This is a genomic window from Flavobacterium galactosidilyticum, from assembly GCF_020911945.1.
Lineage (GTDB): Bacteria > Bacteroidota > Bacteroidia > Flavobacteriales > Flavobacteriaceae > Flavobacterium > Flavobacterium galactosidilyticum.
Genome location: NZ_CP087135.1, coordinates 685,163 through 705,382, shown reverse-complemented (window position 1 = coordinate 705,382; position 20,220 = coordinate 685,163). Strand labels below are relative to the sequence as shown.

The 20,220-nt window shown below is 34.2% G+C and carries 15 protein-coding genes; 8 read left to right on the top strand and 7 right to left on the bottom strand.

What is annotated here, in order from left to right:
• Positions 1-3 precede the first annotated feature (3 nt).
• Positions 4-696: a response regulator gene (locus LNP27_RS03130; protein ID WP_229943057.1), complete on the top strand. Its 693-nt coding sequence runs from the start codon at positions 4-6 to the stop codon at positions 694-696.
• A 65-nt stretch (positions 697-761) separates the two neighbouring features.
• On the opposite strand, the gene thiL is transcribed toward LNP27_RS03130, so the two are convergent.
• Both thiL and lepA read right to left on the bottom strand, forming a co-directional pair.
• Entirely contained in the window at positions 762-1,808 is a 1,047-nt protein-coding gene (gene thiL, locus LNP27_RS03125; protein WP_229944025.1) for a thiamine-phosphate kinase, read from the bottom strand.
• Positions 1,809-1,984: 176 nt separating this feature from the next.
• Positions 1,985-3,781 (bottom strand): translation elongation factor 4, encoded by a 1,797-nt coding sequence (lepA, locus tag LNP27_RS03120; protein ID WP_229944024.1) that lies wholly within the window; start codon positions 3,779-3,781, stop codon positions 1,985-1,987.
• A gap of 296 nt (positions 3,782-4,077) precedes the next feature.
• On the opposite strand from lepA, the gene dusB reads away from it, so the two are divergent.
• Positions 4,078-5,070, top strand: coding sequence for a tRNA dihydrouridine synthase DusB (gene dusB, locus LNP27_RS03115; protein ID WP_229943056.1), 993 nt, complete (start codon positions 4,078-4,080; stop codon positions 5,068-5,070).
• Positions 5,071-5,150: 80 nt separating this feature from the next.
• On the opposite strand, the gene LNP27_RS03110 is transcribed toward dusB, so the two are convergent.
• Positions 5,151-6,350 carry an ABC transporter permease gene (locus LNP27_RS03110; protein ID WP_229943055.1) on the bottom strand — a complete coding sequence of 400 codons (1,200 nt, stop codon included), beginning with the start codon at positions 6,348-6,350 and terminating at the stop codon, positions 5,151-5,153.
• Between the two features lie 3 nt (positions 6,351-6,353).
• Entirely contained in the window at positions 6,354-6,746 is a 393-nt protein-coding gene (gene rbfA, locus LNP27_RS03105) for a 30S ribosome-binding factor RbfA (protein ID WP_229943054.1), read from the bottom strand.
• Between the two features lie 203 nt (positions 6,747-6,949).
• On the opposite strand from rbfA, the gene LNP27_RS03100 reads away from it, so the two are divergent.
• From LNP27_RS03100 to LNP27_RS03075, 6 genes are all read left to right on the top strand, one after another.
• Positions 6,950-10,228: a UvrD-helicase domain-containing protein gene (locus LNP27_RS03100; RefSeq protein ID WP_229943053.1), complete on the top strand. Its 3,279-nt coding sequence runs from the start codon at positions 6,950-6,952 to the stop codon at positions 10,226-10,228.
• A 45-nt stretch (positions 10,229-10,273) separates the two neighbouring features.
• A complete protein-coding gene (kbl, locus tag LNP27_RS03095; protein ID WP_229943052.1) occupies positions 10,274-11,467 on the top strand; it encodes a glycine C-acetyltransferase in 1,194 nt (397 codons plus the stop codon).
• Positions 11,468-11,603: 136 nt separating this feature from the next.
• Positions 11,604-13,037, top strand: coding sequence for an OmpA family protein (locus LNP27_RS03090; RefSeq protein WP_229943051.1), 1,434 nt, complete (start codon positions 11,604-11,606; stop codon positions 13,035-13,037).
• Positions 13,038-13,099: 62 nt separating this feature from the next.
• Positions 13,100-15,862 (top strand): PD-(D/E)XK nuclease family protein, encoded by a 2,763-nt coding sequence (locus LNP27_RS03085; RefSeq protein WP_229943050.1) that lies wholly within the window; start codon positions 13,100-13,102, stop codon positions 15,860-15,862.
• Between the two features lie 57 nt (positions 15,863-15,919).
• On the top strand, positions 15,920-16,168 hold the full coding sequence (locus LNP27_RS03080; RefSeq protein WP_229943049.1) for a hypothetical protein: 249 nt from the start codon (positions 15,920-15,922) through the stop codon (positions 16,166-16,168).
• A complete protein-coding gene (locus tag LNP27_RS03075; RefSeq protein ID WP_229943048.1) occupies positions 16,165-16,836 on the top strand; it encodes an ATP-binding cassette domain-containing protein in 672 nt (223 codons plus the stop codon). The genes LNP27_RS03080 and LNP27_RS03075 overlap by 4 nt, the downstream gene beginning before the upstream one ends.
• Here the strand turns inward: LNP27_RS03075 and LNP27_RS03070 are convergent.
• The 3 genes from LNP27_RS03070 to LNP27_RS03060 all read right to left on the bottom strand — a co-directional run bounded on the left by LNP27_RS03070 (position 16,833) and on the right by LNP27_RS03060 (position 20,191).
• The gene (locus tag LNP27_RS03070; protein ID WP_229943047.1) at positions 16,833-17,615 is read right to left on the bottom strand and encodes an alpha/beta fold hydrolase; all 783 of its coding nucleotides are present in this window, start codon (positions 17,613-17,615) and stop codon (positions 16,833-16,835) included. The two genes, LNP27_RS03075 and LNP27_RS03070, sit on opposite strands and share 4 nt — an antisense overlap.
• A 252-nt stretch (positions 17,616-17,867) precedes the next feature.
• Entirely contained in the window at positions 17,868-18,668 is an 801-nt protein-coding gene (locus tag LNP27_RS03065) for a TIGR00266 family protein (protein WP_229943046.1), read from the bottom strand.
• A 230-nt stretch (positions 18,669-18,898) separates the two neighbouring features.
• The gene (locus LNP27_RS03060; protein WP_229943045.1) at positions 18,899-20,191 is read right to left on the bottom strand and encodes an aminopeptidase P family protein; all 1,293 of its coding nucleotides are present in this window, start codon (positions 20,189-20,191) and stop codon (positions 18,899-18,901) included.
• Positions 20,192-20,220 lie beyond the last annotated feature (29 nt).

Genomic DNA, 20,220 nt, shown 5'->3' with positions numbered 1-20,220 from the left:
AGAATGCTGGATAAAACTGAAAACGCAAAAATAAAAAGCAATATTTTTATTGTCGACGACCATCCTTTTATTATCCAAGGATATAAAAATGCAATTACCCGATACAACCCAGAAACATTTGAGTTTTTTATATCCCAAGCTAAAGATTGTGAGTCAGCTTATAACGTAATTACAAGCCCAGATAGCCCAAAGTTTGATATTGCTTTTTTAGATATTAGTATGCCTTCGTATGAAGAGAAAAATATTTTTTCTGGCGAAGATTTGGCGAAACTAATTTCTGAGTATATGCCGAATTGCAAAATTATTTTGCTAACCATGTACACTGAGTTGTTAAAAATTAAAACAATTATCAAAACAATTAATCCTAGCGGATTAGTCATAAAAAATGATTTAACATTTGATGAGTTGCTTTTTGCTTTCAACAAAGTTATTACTGGCGAAAAGTATTATAGCGAATCAGTTTTAAAAATGCTAAGCCAGTCGGAAGGGAATAGTATAGAGATCGATCAATTTGACGAACAAATTCTATTTCATATATCAAAGGGGACTAAGTTAAATGAAATGCCTCAATATATTCCAATTTCTGTAGGTGCAATAGAGAGAAGAAAATTAAATTTAAAAGAATTATTGGATATAAAGGAAGGAAGTGATACTGATCTGGTTTATGAAGCTAAGAATAAAGGATTACTTTTTTAGTATCAGTTCATAGTAGCAAAAAAAAACGACATCTGAAAAATGTCGTTTTTTTTTGTCTTAAAATTTTATTCCTCTAGCGCATTCCAACCTCGTGCTTTCAAAGGGATTCTAGTATTAGCTCGAGTAACTAAATGAATTCCTTCGCTTTCTTGGGTCATGTGACCAATAATAGTGAAATTTGGATTCGCTTTTATTTTTTCAAAATCTTCCATAGCAATGGTGAAAAGTAACTCGTAATCCTCGCCGCCATTAATAGCGACAGTCGTGCTGTCAATATTAAATTCTTCACACACACTTATAAACTGTGGATCGATAGGTAATTTGTCTTCATACAAATTACAACCGACACCAGACTGCTTGCATAAATGCATGATTTCTGAAGATAATCCATCTGAAATGTCAATCATTGATGTTGGTTTAATCTCTAAAGCATGTAGTAACGTGCGAACATCTTTACGAGCTTCTGGTCTCAACTGACGCTCAATTAAATAGGTGTAAGCGTCTAAATCAGGTTGCGAATTTGGGTTCACTTGAAACACTTGTTTCTCTCTTTCTAAAACTTGTAAGCCCATATAAGCAGCTCCAATATCTCCAGTCACCACTAATAAATCGGTTTGTTTGGCGCCATTTCTATATATAATTTCGTCTTCATTAGCTTCGCCAATAGCGGTAATACTGATGATTAAACCTTTCTGCGATGAGGTAGTATCTCCACCAATAACATCTATATTATATTCCGTTGCGGCATGCGTAATACCTGCAAATAATTCATCTAATGCCTCTAATGGAAACCGATTAGAAACTGCAACCGAAACCGTAATTTGGGTTGCTTTCGCATTCATCGCACAAATATCCGAGATATTTACAACAACTGCTTTGTATCCTAAATGTTTTAAAGGCATGTAAGCTAAATCAAAGTGTATGCCTTCAATCAATAAATCAGTAGAAACCACTACTTTTTTATCCTTAAAATCTAAGACGGCAGCATCATCGCCAATTCCTTTTATTGTGGAAGCTTGATTAATTTTAAAGTTTTTTGTCAAGTGATCTATTAGTCCAAATTCGCCTAATTGTGCAATGCTCGTACGTTGTGGGTTTTTATCTTCTATCATTGTTATGGAGAGGAACGAAGAAAACTTCATTCTTTGAATTTAATTATTTTTAAACGTGCAAAGGTACAAAGTTTTATAGCTCCGTATCGCATGTATGTCTTTTAACAAAAAACCTGACAATTTTCACATTATCAGGTTTCTCAATATTGTATTTCGCTCTTCGGCGGCTAGGGGGATTAGTCATTCAATTTCAAAACTGCCATAAAAGCTTCTTGCGGAATCTCAACATTTCCAACTAATCTCATACGTTTTTTACCTTTTTTCTGTTTCTCCAATAATTTACGTTTACGAGAAATATCTCCTCCGTAACATTTGGCCGTAACATCCTTACGCAAGGCTTTGATGGTTTCACGAGAGATTACTTTTACACCAATTGCTGCTTGAACGGGGATGTCAAATTGTTGTCTTGGAATCAATTCCTTCAACTTCTCACACATTTTTTTACCTATCGAGTAGGCGTTGTCAACGTGCATTAGCGAAGATAAAGCATCTACTATTGTTGCATTCAACAAGATATCTACTTTTACTAAATTAGAAGTTCGCATTCCAATAGGAGTATAATCAAATGAAGCATACCCTTTAGAAACGGTTTTCAAGCGGTCGTAAAAGTCAAATACAATTTCTGCCAATGGCATATCAAAAGTTAGCTCAACACGTTCTGTAGTCAAATAGGTTTGATTGGTAATCAAACCACGTTTTTCAATACATAAACTCATTACGTTTCCTACGTAATCGGCTTTTGTAATAATAGTCGCTTTGATAAAAGGTTCTTCAACATGGTCTAAACGAGAAGGCTCAGGCAAGTCTGAAGGATTATTTACAATCAGAACTGTGTCTGGATCTTTTTTGGTAAAAGCATGGTACGAAACGTTGGGGACCGTAGTAATAACCGTCATGTTAAACTCTCTCTCCAAACGCTCCTGTATGATTTCCATGTGTAACATTCCTAAGAATCCACAACGGAAACCAAATCCTAAAGCTGCCGAACTTTCTGGTAAAAATACAAGTGAAGCATCGTTCAACTGCAGTTTCTCCATAGAGTTTCGCAACTCTTCGTAATCTTCCGTATCTACAGGATAAATTCCAGCAAAAACCATTGGTTTTACGTCTTCAAAACCTGTAATTATATTTGTTGTTGGTGTTTTTGCATCTGTTAATGTGTCACCCACTTTTACTTCTTTAGCTTCTTTAATTCCAGAGATTAAATAACCAACATCACCTGCTGAAATAACTTGTTTCGGAACTTGGTTTAATTTTAAAGTACCAATTTCATCTGCAAAATATTCATTTCCGGTTGCCATAAATTTAATTTTCTGACCTTTTTTAATTTCTCCGTTTTTCACACGGAAAATAACTTCAATTCCACGAAACGGATTGTAGTGTGAGTCAAAAATCAAAGCTTGTAATGGTTCGTCTTTATTTCCTGATGGCGGTGGAATTTTCTCGATAATGGCTGCTAAAATATTTTCAACACCAAAACCGGTTTTTCCCGAAGCATGAATAATGTCTTCCAGGTCGCAACCTAGCAAATCAATAATATCATCACTTACCTCTTCAGGATTCGCAGATGGTAAATCAACTTTGTTTAAAACTGGAATAATTTCCAAGTCATTTTCTAAAGCCAAATATAAATTTGAAATCGTTTGTGCTTGTATGCTTTGTGCAGCATCGACAATCAAAAGCGCGCCTTCACAAGCTGCAATCGAACGAGAAACTTCATACGAAAAATCGACGTGTCCAGGAGTATCAATCAAGTTTAAGATGTATTCTTCTCCTTTATAAGTATATTCCATCTGAATCGCATGACTCTTGATCGTAATCCCACGTTCACGCTCTAGATCCATGTTATCCAGCAATTGTGCCTTTTCTTCACGAGCCGTAACGGTCTGAGTTGCGCCAAGTAAGCGGTCAGCAAGCGTACTTTTACCGTGGTCAATATGTGCAATAATGCAAAAATTCCTTATTTTTTTCATTTTATCCATCTGTCAATTTTATATGTCATATTGAGCGGAGTCAAAATATGGGCGTGACCACAAGGGTCGGGCTATTCGCTACAATCTTTTCCTTTTTAAAGAAAAAAGGAAAAGGATTTCCACTACTATCCCTCACGCGCACTCGTAAATCGCGACAATTAATCTGCAAATATACGCTAAAATCAATAGCTTCAAAGCGTAGAATTTACAAACTAAAAGGTTTATAACGAAGTCTTTTCTCTTCTCGCTTCTTGCTATTCATCTAAATGTTGTAATTTTGCACAAAAATTTAGCAGATGGTCAAGATTGGCAACATAGAATTACCTGATTTCCCTTTACTTCTCGCACCTATGGAAGATGTAAGTGATCCGCCCTACCGCAGATTGTGTAAGCTGCATGGTGCCGATTTGATGTATTCGGAATTTATTTCTTCGGAAGGGCTGATTCGTGATGCTATAAAAAGTCGTATGAAATTAGATATTTTTGATTACGAACGTCCTGTTGGTATCCAAATTTTTGGTGGTGATGAGGAAGCTATGGCAATGTCATCTAAAATTGTTTCTGCTGTAAATCCTGATTTAATAGACATCAATTACGGTTGTCCTGTGAAGAAAGTAGTTTGTAAAGGAGCAGGAGCAGGAGTTTTGAAAGATGTTGATTTGATGATTCGACTAACTAAAGCTGTTATCGATAGTACGCATTTGCCAGTTACCGTAAAAACCCGTTTAGGTTGGGATGATAATTCGATAAATATTGATGAGGTTGCAGAGCGTTTGCAAGATATAGGTGTTGCTGCTTTAAGTATTCACGCTAGAACGCGCGCCCAAATGTACAAAGGACATTCGGATTGGTCACATATTGCCCGAGTAAAAAACAATCCTAGAATTACGATGCCCATTTTTGGAAATGGTGATATTGATTCTCCAGAAAAAGCTTTAGAATATAAAAATAAATATGGTGTTGACGGAATTATGATTGGTCGTGCTGCTATTGGTTATCCTTGGATTTTTAATGAAATCAAACATTTTATGAAAACAGGCGAGCATTTAGCAAAACCAACCGTTATCGATAGAGTAGAAGCGGTGCGAAATCACTTAACATGGGCCATGGAATGGAAAGGAGAGCGTCTTGGAATTGTAGAAACGCGTCCTCATTATACTAATTATTTTAAAGGAATTCATTCTTTTAAACCTCACAAACAAAAATTAGTAACACTCGACCAACCAGAGGAACTGTTTGCTGCATTGAATGAAATTGAAGAAGCGTATGCGGGTTATGAGGTAGTTTAATTATTTTTTTAAATCAAAAATTGTTAATGTTCACCCGAGAGCTTTACTCGAAATGACGAAGTAATCTAAAATCAAAACCCTTACTCCAGCAACTTCTTACTCACACGACTACTCGCAATTAATGAAGCAATAAAGCCAAGAACTACGATAGTTGCCATCACAATCAAAACGTTTTCGATGGAGAAAATCACAGGATATGCTAGAGTTTCTGTGATCATAATTAATTGAAAATGCTGCTGTAGTAACACAATTATAATTCCTAAAGTAAGGCCTATAATTCCGCCTATAACGCTCAATAATGTTCCTTGAAGTAGGAATATTTTACGCAGATCTTTAATTTCAGTTCCTAGATTAAATAAGGTTTTTAAGTTTCCTTTTTTATCTAGAATCATCATTATTAGGGCGCCAATCAAGTTGAACAGCGCTACAACAATCACTAAAGTGAATATCAGATAAACCGCAATATTTTCGGTGTTCAGCATTTTGTAAAGTGAATCGTTCAGTTGCGCTCTGTTTTTTACGGTGATTTTATTATTGAAAATAGTTTGTAATTTTTCAACAATAGCATTTTCGTCAGATCCCGCTTTTACTTTGATTTCAATTCCAGAAATTTGGTTGGTTTTATATTCTAGTAATTCTTGCGCTAAACCTAAATCAGCAAACACATATTTAGAATCTAAATCTTCACTGATCGCGTAAATTCCAACTGGAATAAGATCTGTTTTATTAAAAGCTTGGTCTGGATTTTCAATAGCACCTTTACCAGGCTTGGGAACTAAAACTTCCAGTTGATTGCTAAAATCAAGTAATCCCATCGAGAATTTCTGCGAAATCCCATAACCGACAACGACCTGATAGGTGTCTGGCTTAAGCCACTGCCCGTTGAAAAGTTTTTTTTCAATAGCATTTACTTTCGTGAAATTAGAATCGACACCTTTAAGGTAGGTAACATCCTGTTTTCCGTTGAAAGTAAAAAGAACTCGTTCTTCAATTATTTTGGTATAAGAAGCGAGTCCAGCAACTTTCTTAATCTGATTTTCTTGATTGGGAGAAATAAAAAATGATTTCCCCAGCGTACTGCTTATTTTTAAGTCGGGATCAATTTCATTGGTAAACGAAAGACTAAAAACTTTCAATCCACTAAACACAGATAAAACCACAAACAAAGCCATCGCACCCACAATAATTCCCATGCTGGCAATACGGTTGATGATATTAATAGCGTTGTTTTTGCTATTGCTACGAATATAGCGTTTGGCTATGTAAAGGGGGAAATTCAAGCTTTATTGGAATCTACGTTTGTCTAGAAGATCTCTATTTTCAATAGGATTATCTCTGTTTGCCAACGCATTATCAATTTTTTCAATATAATCTAAAGAGTCATCAATAAAGAAAACAAGATTTGGAACTTTACGCAATTGCAAGCGAACTCTTTGCGATAAATCATGTTTTATATTTTTAGCATTCGACTTAACAGCCTCTAGAATTTCTTTTGCTTTTTCTTGAGGGAAAACGCTTAAATGCACCGTAGCTACTGATAAATCTGTAGTTACAACAACCTTGGATACCGAAATTACTAAATTACTAACTCCGTTTTTTCTCACTTCACCTTGTAGGATGTCAACCAAATCTTTTTGGATAACCCCACCTATTTTTTTCTGTCTATTTGTTTCCATGCTGCAAAAATACTACTTTTAAGGTTTATCCCGAAGTTTCGAGCCACATTTTAAAATTACGCTAATAATAGTTGTGTTTTTAGGAGCTATTTCCTGCTATTCGTTGCAATCCACGCCCAAAAGCGTGGGATTTTCACTACTATCAGGGCTAGTACATTCGAGAAATTAACACGTTTTAATTCAATCAGAAATCTAAAATCTAAATGCAAAGACCCTCTTTCTCCATATATGACGCTTCAGCTGGTTCTGGTAAAACGTACGCTTTAGTCAAAGAATACCTAAAAATTATTTTGGTTGCCAAGAAAAATGACGCCTATCGTAACATACTGGCTATTACATTTACTAACAAAGCGGTTCACGAGATGAAAAGCCGAATCGTAGGTAGTTTGTCTGAGTTTGCAAAAGAGGAACCTAATCAGAAAGCGCAAGATTTAATGAATGATCTTGTTAATGGAGTTCGAAAGATTGATAATCCCAAGGAATGGGATGAAGAACCAATAGGTCTTTCAATCATTCAAATAAAAACGAAATCCCAGCAAATTATTAAGCACATTATTCATAATTATGCCGCTTTTGATATTTCGACAATTGATAAGTTTACGCATAAAGTCATTCGTGCCTTTGCGCATGATTTAGGTTTGCCTATGACTTTTGAAGTTACTTTAGATACTGAGAACTTATTAGTCGAAGCCGTAGATGCCATTATTGCTCAAGCTGGTGAGGATGAAACTTTGACAAAATTACTCGTCGATTTCACGATGGAAAAAACCGATGATGATAAATCTTGGGATATTTCACGTGAAATTCTGGATACAGGCCGATTAGTACTCAATGAAAATAACCGAAACGAAATCACTCATTTTCAGGATAAATCTATCTCCGAATTTGTTGAGATAAAAGCAAAATTAACAGAAGCGTGCAAAGTTTTAGAAAAGGAAAGCATTGCTATTGCTGAAGAAGCACTTTTATTAATAGATAAAAACGGAATAGATTCTAAATCCTTTTCTGGGCAGTATTTCCCTAAGCATTTAGCGAGTATTCAAGAAGGGAAATTCAATCCGAAAAATAAAACTTATCACGAATTTGACCAAATAAAAATTAACAAGACCGCTAAAGACAGAGTGATTATTGAAAATTTAATTCCAGAATTACTTCAAATTTTAGCGACAATTTATAAAGCTTTCGAAAAGCGTGATTTTTACAAAGCTTTTTTAAAGAATATAACGCCACTTTCCTTATTGAATACGGTAAGTAATGAATTGAAGAAAATTCAAGAAGAACAAAACATACTTTCTATAACGGAATTTAACGCATTAATTCATAGGGAAATTCAAAATCAACCCGCTCCTTTTATCTATGAACGTTTAGGCGAGCGCTATCGTCATTTTTTTATTGATGAATTTCAGGATACTTCTGAGATGCAATGGCAGAATTTGATTCCGCTTATAGACAATGCTACTTCTGGCGAAATAGATGGGGAAAAAGGAACTTTGATGATTGTAGGTGACCCGAAACAGTCTATTTATAGATGGCGCGGTGGAAAAGCAGAGCAGTTTATCGATCTAAGTAAAAGCCATAATCCATTTAACAACCCTGAAAAAAAGTTAATACACTTAGATAAAAATTACCGTTCCTATTCAGAGGTGATCGAATTTAACAATGATTTTTTTCAAATGTTATCTAATGAATTCGAACATCCTGATTATAAGGATTTGTATGCAAATCATAGCCACCAAAAAATCAATAGTAAGGTCGGTGGCTATGTAAATATTTCTTTTATTCCAAATATTGAAAAAGGGGATGAAAACTCTGAAATTTCTGGCGAAGAAGATGCGTTAGATAAAACAGAATTATTTGTTTTAGCTACTTTGAATACGATTCAAAAAGTTATTGCTGAAGGTTTTGAATATAAAGACATTGTGATTTTGACAAGAAAGAGAACTCAAGGTATTGCAATTGCTAATTATTTGACGGAACAAAAAATACCGCTTTTGTCCTCAGAAACTTTAATGATTCAAAACGCCACCGAAGTACGATTGATTATTCATTTATTGAAATACTTAAAGAATAATTCCGACCTAGAGGCAAAAGCCAATTTTTTACAATATTTAGCTCAAAATGTTCAAGATCAATTGCCGATTCACGATTTTATTGCGCAAGGAATGGCATTAAAACAAGAAGCTGATTTTGAGAAATGGCTGATGAGTTTTAATGTAGCATTGTCATTTCAAAACATTCGAAAAAAATCATTATATGAAGCTGTTGAGCTAATAATCAGTAAATTCCTAGCCGTCCAAACGCCCAATGGAGGAGTTGATAGTTTTGAGGAAAATTATAAAGACGCTTCAGAAACCCCATCTTTGGGGGTGGGGAATGCATACGTTCAATACTTCCTTGACATTGTTCTAGAACGTGACATTAGGAATCAAGCAGGTATATCGGATTTCTTAAATTTTTGGGATAAAAACGCAGAAAAGTTTAGCATTCCATCCCCGGAAGGGAATAATGCAGTTCGAATAATGACCATTCATAAATCAAAAGGTTTGGAATTTCCAGTTGTTATCTTTCCTTTTGCGGAGGAAGATTATAGCAGAAAACCAAAAGATAAATTGTGGCTTAACGCCGAAGAAGAAGATTTTGGATTACCAAAAGTGCTGATTGACAATAGTAGTGCAGTAGAAGGTTTTGGTGAGGAAGCAGCAGAGGTTTATAATCAAAAAAAGCAGGAGGAATTACTTGATAATATTAATGTTTTATATGTTGCACTAACTAGAGCTGAGGAGCAGTTATATGTGATTTCGAATATGAATTTGTCTCGAAAAGGAGAATTACCAACTGCTAATATGTGTACTTTTTTTATTAATTATTTAAAAAGTCAAAGTGACTTTACATTAGATAAGTTAGAATATTATTTTGGAGACAAAACGAAGTTGTCAAGTAAAACCAAGCATGTTAATACATCTAAAACTATTCCTGTAGTAGCAGAAATTTTAAATCCTAATAATATAAAAATCGCGCAACGAGAAGCGCTGATGTGGGGAACATTGCAGCAAGAAGCAATAGAATACGGAAATCTTATACACGAAATTTTATCTTTTGTAAAAATTAAATCGGATGTTGATTTGGCGCTTACAAAATCTATTGAGAGCGGACTAATCACTTTTGTTGAAAAAGAAATAGTAGCTAAAACAATTGAGGAAATTATTAATCATAGCGAGTTAGAAAGTTTTTTCGCTGAGGGAAATGAAGTTCTGAATGAGCAAACAATTATTCAAAAAGAAGGAAGAACTATTAAACCTGACCGTATGGTTTTAAATCACAATAAAGAGGCGTTGTTACTGGATTATAAAACTGGTATGCATCATGTTAAATACCAGAAACAATTAGAGGAGTATGAAAACGCAATAGAATCAATGGGTTACAAGGTTGTTAAAAAAGCGCTTATTTACATCGGAAAAGAAATTGAAGTAGTAAATTTGTGAATTGAAAAAAGAATAAGTTCAAAATAAATTTATAAATAAAATACTATGTACGGAAAGATACAACAACACCTTCAATCAGAACTTCAAACTATTGTAGATAATGGGATTTTTAAATCAGAAAGAATTATTACTTCACCTCAAGGAGCTGAAATAACAATTTCTACTGGCGAAACAGTTTTAAATTTTTGTGCCAATAATTATCTTGGCTTGTCTTCACATCCAGAAGTAGTTCAGGCTGCTAAAGATGCATTGGATACGCATGGTTTCGGAATGTCATCAGTACGTTTTATTTGTGGGACTCAAGATATTCACAAAACTTTAGAGAAAAAGATTGCTGAATTTTACGGAACAAAAGACACTATTCTTTATGCAGCAGCTTTTGATGCGAATGGAGGAGTTTTTGAACCTTTACTAGGAGCAGAGGATTGTATAATATCAGATAGTTTGAATCATGCTTCTATTATTGATGGAGTTCGTTTGTGTAAAGCGGCACGTTACCGCTATGCAAATAGCGACATGGAAGATTTGGAACAACAGTTAATCAAAGCAACAGAAGCTGGAACTCGTTTTAAATTAATTGTTACTGATGGTGTGTTCTCAATGGATGGACTAGTAGCACCACTAGATAAAATTTGTGATTTAGCTGATAAATATGATGCAATGGTAATGGTTGACGAATGTCATGCTGCTGGATTTATAGGTGCGACTGGTAAAGGTACGCTTGAGGCTAAAGGAGTAATGGGACGTGTAGATATTATCACAGGAACATTAGGAAAAGCTTTAGGTGGAGCTATGGGAGGTTACACAACCGCTAAAAAAGAAATTATTGAAATATTGCGTCAAAGATCTAGACCTTATTTGTTTTCGAATTCTTTAGCACCAGCGATTGTTGGAGCATCAATCAAAGTTTTTGAAATATTAGAAAGAGATACAGTTTTAAGAGATCAATTAGAATGGAATACTAATTATTTTAAAGAAGGAATGATTAAAGCAGGTTTTGACATTATTGATGGTGATTCTGCAATTGTTCCTGTAATGTTGTATGATGCTAAATTGTCGCAAACTATGGCAAATGAGCTACTAAAAAAAGGTGTATACGTTATTGGATTCTTTTTTCCTGTAGTACCGAAAGATAAAGCTAGAATTAGAGTCCAATTATCTGCTGCGCATACTAAAGAGCATTTAGATGTGGCAATAAATGCCTTCGTTGAAGTAGGGAAAATGCTAAATGTTATATAATTTTTATAAATAAATTATATAATTACCGCTTTTATTGCTAATTAGGCTTTTTTTTTTAACATTTCATTTTGTAGTTCAAGATTTACGTGCTACTTTTGCTTATAATTAACTAAATCGTAATTAAAATAAATTAAGTATGAAACATCTTAACAAAATTTTTGTTGCTGTAATGATGGTGATGGGATTAAGTTCTCAAGCACAAGACAGTAACAATCCTTGGGCTATCTCTTTTGGAGTGAATGCCGTGGACACTAAGACTAGCGCTGGTGGTGGGCATAATTGGCTAGACAAACATTTTTCTCAGCCATTCGCTGTTAAAGACAATTGGAACATTCTTCCGTCTGTTTCTTATTTGTCTGTAGCTAGATCTGTAGGAGATAATTTCTCTTTCGGTCTTGCCGGATCTGTAAACAAGATTGATAAGTATGTAAAATTTGCTCCAACCGCTCCTGGTCATGATTCTCGTGGTTATTTAGTTTCAAATCCTGGAGATTTAATGTATTACGGTATTGATGCTACTATCAAATATAGCTTCATGAACCTAATTAGCTCTAAGGTTATTGATCCGTCTTTATCTGTTGGTGGAGGTTACACTTTCTTTGGTGATAGTAGCTACGGAACTTTAAATCCAGGTGCTGGGTTAACTTTTTGGTTTACTGAAAATGTAGGTTTAGAACTTGCTACAAAATATAAAAAATCATTTGGAGATAGAGAAGATGCTTCTGGAACTCCAGACGCTCCATCTCACTTCCAACACTCTGCTGGAATTATCTTCAAATTTGGTGGTAAAGATACAGATGGTGACGGAATATATGACAAAGATGATGCTTGTCCAGAAGTTGCTGGTTTAAAACAATTCAACGGATGTCCTGACACTGATGGAGATGGAATTCAAGATAGTGAAGATGATTGTCCTACTGAATTTGGTACAGCTGCTTTAAAAGGTTGTCCAGATACAGACGGTGACGGTGTTGCTGACAAAGATGATGCTTGTCCAGATGTTGCTGGTTTAGTTTCTTTGAAAGGATGTCCTGATACTGACGGAGATGGTATTGCTGATAAAGATGATAAATGTCCTACAGTTGCAGGTCCTAAAGAAAACGCAGGTTGTCCTTGGCCAGATACTGATGGAGATGGTGTATTAGACAAAGATGATGAATGTCCTACTGTAGCTGGTCCAGCTAGTAACAAAGGATGTCCTGAAGTAACTGCTGAAGCTTTAGATAATATCAAAGTTCAAGCTAGAGCAATCTACTTTAACTCAGGTAAATCTACTTTCAAATCTGCTGATGTTCCAGCTAGATTAGATGCAATGACTACTATTCTTAAAAATTACCCTAATGCTAAATTTAGTGTTGAAGGTCATACAGATAGCGATGGTTCAGATGCTTTCAATATGAAACTTTCACAAGATAGAGCAGATGTAGTTAAAGATGCTTTGATCGAAAGAGGTATCAAATCTAGCAACATCAATTCTGTTGGATACGGAGAGTCTAGACCAGTTGAAACTAATAAAACTGCTGCTGGTAAAGCAAAAAATAGAAGAACAGAAGTGATTTTACAAAAGTAATTTACTTTAAACTTTTTTAGAAAACGCCTCGATTTATCGGGGCGTTTTTTTATTTTTATAAAATGATAAATACTTCTTTTCTCGATAAAATAGCGTCTGTTTTAATTGAAAATTTTTCTGATACGCTTTCTGATACTATTGTAGTTTTACCCAATAAACGCGCTAAGATATTTCTGATTGAAGCTTTAAAAAATCAAGTTGACAGAAATATTCTTTCTCCTGAAATTATAAGTATTGAAGATTTTGTTCAAAACATCGCGGGTATTCGAACTGTTGATCCTATCGAACTATTATTTGAATTTTACGAAGTTTATTTGTCAATTACCGACAAAGCAAACCAACAATCTTTTGAACTTTTTGCCAATTGGGCCAAAACACTTTTGCAAGATTTTAATGAAATTGATCGCTATCTATTAGATCCTTATCACGTACTTTCTTATCTAAAGGATATTGAGGATATTAAAAAATGGGGAATCGAAGTTGAAAATAAAACAGATTTATTAGAGAAGTATATCGATTTTTGGAAATTACTACCTAATTACTACCAATCACTTTACAAGCATTTATTAAATAAAGGAATTGGTTATCAAGGTCTAATTTATAGAGAGGCAGTAAATAATCTGAATCATTTTACGGATTCCGTTTCTAAAAAGCAGTTTCTATTTGCTGGTTTTAATGCGCTAAATGCCGCAGAAGAAAAAATTATTCAACACTTAATAGCTTCTGATCAATCCAAAATATTTTGGGATGTTGATCAAACTTTTCTAAATGATCCGTATCACGACGCAGGCTTGTTTGTGAGACGTTTTAAAGAAAGCTGGAAACATTACAAGTCTAATCCTTTTGAGTGGATTGTAAATGATTTTTCACAATCAAAAAACATTCATGTTATTGGCACTCCAAAGTCAATTGGTCAAGCAAAAATTACGGGTAGCATTATTGAAAATGTAATCAATGAAAATCCAAATGGAAAATTAGATAAAGTGGCTGTTGTTCTTGGTGAAGAAAATCTTTTAGTACCGCTTTTATATTCTTTGCCAGCGACTGTTGGAGCATTGAATATTACAATGGGGTATTCAAGTAAAAACAATCCAGCGCAAATCCTCATTGCTAAATTATTTAAAATGCATACTAATGCGTTGTCTAGGAATAATAGCAGTTATGTGTTTTATTATAAAGATGTTTTAGATATTTTGACTCATCCATTAGTAGAACCATATGCTAAAACCGCGGGATTAGTCAATATTATCAATAAGAACAACTATACGTTTATCACGCATCATAAATTGGTGGAGTTGAATGTAATTCCATCGGAGTTATTTGTTTTATTGTTCCAAAAGTGGGAAAGTGGCTCCATTCCAGTTTTAGAAAGTATTTCTAAATTATTACAAACGATAAAAAATAATTTAAACAATGATAATAAAGAGGAAAAGATCACGAAGGCTTTCGTATTTGCGATTTTTAAAGTAATTAACAAACTCATTAATTACTACTCCAAACATCAACATATTGACAAAATTGAAACACTTTATGCAATATATAAACAAGTAATTGATCTTGCCGAAGTTTCATTTGAAGGAGAGCCTTTGAATGGGTTGCAGATTATGGGAGTTTTAGAAAGTCGGGTATTAGATTTTGATACTGTTATTGTAACTTCAATGAATGAAGGTAAGTTTCCTGCAGGGAAATCACAGAATTCATTTATTCCCTATGATGTAAAACGCGAATTAGGTTTGCCTACTTTTAAAGAAAAAGATGCTATTTATACCTATCACTTCTATCATTTGTTGCAACGTGCCAAAAATATTTACTTGCTTTATAACACGGAAAGTGAAGGATTAGATGCTGGTGAAAAAAGTCGTTTTATCACGCAGCTAGAAGTTGAAAAACAAGTCAATCATAATTTAACGCACGAAATCTACAATGCTGTTCTGCCAGAAACTGCTTATCAGCCGATGGTGATTCCAAAATCGGAATCTGTGATGTTGCGTTTGAAAGAAATAGCCGAGAAAGGATTTTCTCCATCCGCTTTAACGAGTTATATACGAAATCCAATTCAGTTTTATTTTCAAAAAATACTTCGCATCAGTGAAGTTGAAGAGGTTGAAGAGAATATCGCGCTGAATACTTTAGGAACGATTATTCACGAAACGTTGAAAGTTTTGTATGAACCTTTCATTGGAAAATATATATCTGAAAGTGATTTAATTAATTGTTTCAAACAAATTGATGCTGAGGTCCTCAAGCAATTTAAATTGGTTTATAAAGAAGGAGAAATTAAAAAGGGTCGAAATTTATTGGCTTTTGAAGTTGCCAAGCGTAATGTTTCTAATTTTCTAAAAGTAGAATTAGAAAGTGTTAAAAATGGGGATGCTATTAAAATTATTGCATTGGAACAAACCTACGAACGAACTTTAAATCATCCTAGTTTGCCATTTTCGGTATTGATAAAAGGAAATGTAGATAGAATTGAAGAACGTAACGGAACAATTCGTATTATTGATTATAAAACAGGAAAAGTAGATAAGGCTAATGTCATGCTAAAAACTTGGAATGGTCTAACTGAAGATATTAAAAGCGATAAAATCATTCAGGTTTTGGCGTATGCTTATATGTACGAGAACGAAGCAAAAGGAAAACCAATTGAAGCCGGAATTATTTCTTTTAAGAATTTAAAATCAGGATTTCTGCCTTTTGTTTTTAAAGAAGAAAAAGAATTAAATTCTATTATAAATGAATCGGTTTTAAGTAATTATATTCAACAAATTGTTCTTTTATTAGGCGAAATTTTAGATGAGAATATTCCTTTTGAAGAGAAAATATAACTACCAAATCCTATCAAAAAACTTTCTAACATATTCGAGTTTTACAAAAGTACTTTGATGATAAACCTGTCGTTAAGTAGTATTGCTTGGGTTTTTGGAGGATTTGAAACATTCAAATACGTTCTTATTATTTTTGGATTCTTTAGTTGTATTTTGATGAAAGAAGTGAATTACAAGAATGAATATCTATTTTATTACAATAACGGAATTTCAAAAGGATATTTAGTTTTCTATAGTTTTATAATGAATTTTGTTTTCTCATTACTGTTGATTTTAGTTATTAATCTAATACTGAAATTGAAATGATTAAAAATGTTCTTGAAGTCGATAGTGTTCAAAAACAATATGATGGTAAAATCATAATTTCAGATGTGTATTTGAAATGCGAAACGGGTGATATTATTGGCGTTTTAGGAAGAAATGGTTCGGGGAAATCGACACTTTTAAAAATCATTTTCGGAATCGTAGCTGCTGATTTTAAGTTTGTGCGGATAAATGGTGCTGTGAAATCAAAAACCAGCACGTTACTAAACCAAATCAGTTATTTAGCTCAAGATAATTTTATTCCAAATTCATTTTCGATAAAAAAGACTATTGCATTATCTATTTCCAAAGATAAAGTGGAAGAATTTTATGCTGATGAAATGATTCAATCCATGCTCGATAAGAAAATAAAACATTTGTCGGGAGGAGAATTACGGTACTTAGAAATTAAATTAATTCTACATAATGAATCTAAGTTTGTTTTACTTGACGAACCTTATAATGGTTTGTCACCAATTATGATTGATAAAATAAATCAATTAATCATCGAAAAGTCAATCTCAAAAGGAATTATTATCACAGATCATAATTATGAAAATGTGATAAAAGTCTCCACTAAATTAGCATTGATGAAAGAGGGTAAAATGTTTCACTTAAAAAATAAAAGTGAGTTGGTTGAGAGAAGTTATTTGAACGAGGGAATGATTTAAATTTTCTTAAAAAAATTCATTAAAAGGATCAATAGCTGCTCTTGGTTCTCAATATAACTCATGTGACCGTCAGGAAAAGTGACTAATTCAACTTTAGTATTTTCTAATTGCTCTATCGTTTCTTCATAAGGTAATACGGGATCTTTTTCTCCCAGAACCATCAATTTAGGATAAGGGGTGAGGTGTAATAGTACTTCTCTATCCAGTCTGATTTTCATTCCTTCCAATGAAGCAACTATTCCTTGTAATGGTGTTTTCAGTGCTTCTTTTTTTACGTTTTCGATTTCTACTGAAAGTCGGTCTCTGTTGTTCTCGCTGAATAAGTTACCGATAGAAAGGGAGATGAAATTTGTAAAAGATTGCTTGACTGCTTTTACAGCGCGATCCCGATTTATTTTTCGCTCTTTGCTATCAGCACTTGCGGTCGAGTTTAGTAAAACTAATCCTTTTATATTTTCTGGATACAATTCCGCAAACGCTAAAGAAACATAACCACCCATTGAATGTCCAACAAAAATAGCTTTACGAATGCGCAGTTCTGAAAGTACAGCATGTACAGCATCAGCGTGGTCTTCCATGGTGTGCACATAGCCTAAACATTCTGATTCGCCGTGACCTAGTAAATCAATAGCAATCACTCGGTTTTTTTTAGAAAACAAAGGAATATAAAAGTCCCACATTCCTTTGTTTTCCAAGAAACCATGAAGTAAAACAATCGCATTGCCTTTTCCGGTATCGGAATAAGAGATTTGAGTGTTTTTAAATTGCGTTTGTTTCAAGGCTTTAATTTTTTTTACAAAACTAGGGCTTTAATTTTTCAAACCATATAGGAACTATAAGGTAATGGAAGAGTATAAGCGGTAATTATTTGTTTTTGTTGTTTTGTCATTCCGACGAAGGAGGAATCTCACCAAATGAATCGCCTAACGGGAATTCCTATAATGATAGCATCATTTAATGTGAGTAACAAGGAAAATTCTTCCTTTGTTAGGATGACAATTTAGAGTTAAAAAGGTTCAATCCTTTGATAATTAAAATCGGTTATCACCATCTAATAAGTTGCCTAATCCACCTAATAAACTACCTTCTTCACGACTTTTGCCGCCAGCTTTTGGTGCAGAAGCGATGATTCTGTCAGCTAGTCTGCTGAAAGGTAAGGATTGTATGTAGACAGTTCCTGGTCCTCGAAGTGTTGCGTAAAATAGACCTTCGCCACCAAAAATAGAATTCTTAATTCCGCCAATAAATTCGATATCATAATCGACATCTTTTGTAAAACCTACGATACAACCGGTATCAACTTTTAGGATTTCGCCTGCGGCCAATTCTTTTTTGGCTAATGTTCCGCCAGAATGCACAAAGGCCATTCCGTCACCTTCTATTTTTTGCATAATAAAACCTTCGCCGCCAAATAAACCACGCCCTAGTTTTTTAGAAAATTCAATTCCAATCGCAACTCCTTTAGCAGCGCAAAGAAAAGAGTCTTTCTGGCATATGAATTTCCCTCCAAAATGCGTTAAGTCTATTGCAATAATTTTTCCTGGATAAGGAGCTGCAAATGACACTTTGCTTTTTGTATTATTTTGATTGATAAAGGCAGTCATAAATAGACTTTCGCCAGTAAGCACTCGTTTTCCAGCGCTTAATAACTTGTCAAACAAAGTGTTTTGCTGAACAGATCCATCTCCAAAAATAGTTTCCATCTTAATGTTGTTGTCCATCATCATAAAACTACCAGCTTCGGCAATTACTATTTCTTGTGGGTCTAATTCTATTTCTACATATTGCATTTCCTCGCCAAATATGTGATAATCTATTTCGTGTGCTTGCATGAGTATATGTTTTAAGTTTGCTATTTCTGCTTTTAAAATGATTTGAAAAAAATAGTGTAAAAAGATATTGTTTCTATTAAATAGGTCTAAAATTGAAAGATAAAGTTACAGTTTTAAGATTGATTTTAGAATTGGCGTCTTTGAAAATGCTGTTTTCTCGTTAGCACGCGCCCAAAAAAAAATCGGTTTACATTGCTGCAAACCGATTTAAACTATATACTTTAAAGGTATTACGAATTCATTAATTGCTCAATTTCCTCTACTTCTATAGGAATGTTGCGCATCATGTTGAATGGCTCGCCTGATTCTTGAACGATTACATCATCCTCTAAACGGATTCCAAAACCTTCTGCTGGAATATAAATTCCTGGCTCAACAGTGAAAACCATATTCGCTTGCATAGGCTCTGTTAAAATTCCGTAATCGTGAGTGTCAAGTCCCATGTGGTGCGACGTTCCGTGCATGAAATATTTTTTGTAGGCTGGCCAATCTGGATTTTCGTTTTGAACATCCGCTTTATCAAGAAGACCTAAACCAAGCAACTCAGAAGTCATGATTTTACCTACTTCAATATGGTACTGTTTCCACAAAGTTCCTTTGGTAAGCATTTTAGTAGCTTCGTTTTTTACACGTAAAACCGCGTTGTAAACTTCTTTTTGTCTGTTTGAATATTTTCCAGAAACTGGAATTGTTCTTGTCAAATCACTAGAATAATTAGCATATTCAGCCGCTACATCAAGTAAAATCAAATCACCTGCTTTACATTGCTGGTTGTTTTCGATGTAGTGCAACACGTTAGCATTATTTCCTGAAGCGATAATTGGCGTGTAGGCAAAACCTCTAGAACGATTACGTACAAATTCATGAATTAGTTCGGCTTCGATTTCATATTCGGTTACGTTTGGTTTAACGAATGAGAGTAATCTTCTAAAACCTAACTCCGTAATATTACAAGCGGTTTGAATTAAATCTAATTCTTCTGTTTCTTTTACAGAACGCAAGCGTTGTAATATAGGATTACTTTTAGCAACGGTATGCGCAGGATACTTCTCTTTCCACCATTTTACAAAGCGGGCTTCGCGAGTTTCAGTCTCGACAGTCGCACGGTAATGTTCGTTAGTGTTAATATAAATCGTGTCGGAATGAGTCATCATTTCGAATAATATTTTTTCGAAATCTTGTAGCCAATACACAGTTCTAATTCCTGAAACTTCAAAGGCGCGTTCTTTGGTTAGTTTTTCTCCTTCCCAAATCGCAATATGTTCGCTAGTTTCTTTCAAAAAAAGCATTTCTCTTTGATTTTCGTATGGAGCATCGGGAAAAAGTAATAAAATGCTCTCTTCTTGATCGACTCCACTTAAATAAAAGATGTCGCGGTGCTGTGCAAAAGGCAAAGTGCTATCAGCAGAAATAGGATAAATGTCGTTAGAGTTAAAAACGGCAACACTTTTTGGCTTCATTTGAGCCATAAATTTTGCACGATTTTTTATAAATAGGCTGCGCTCAATTTGATGGTATTTCATTTCTTGATTTTTTATGGATTAAAGAGATT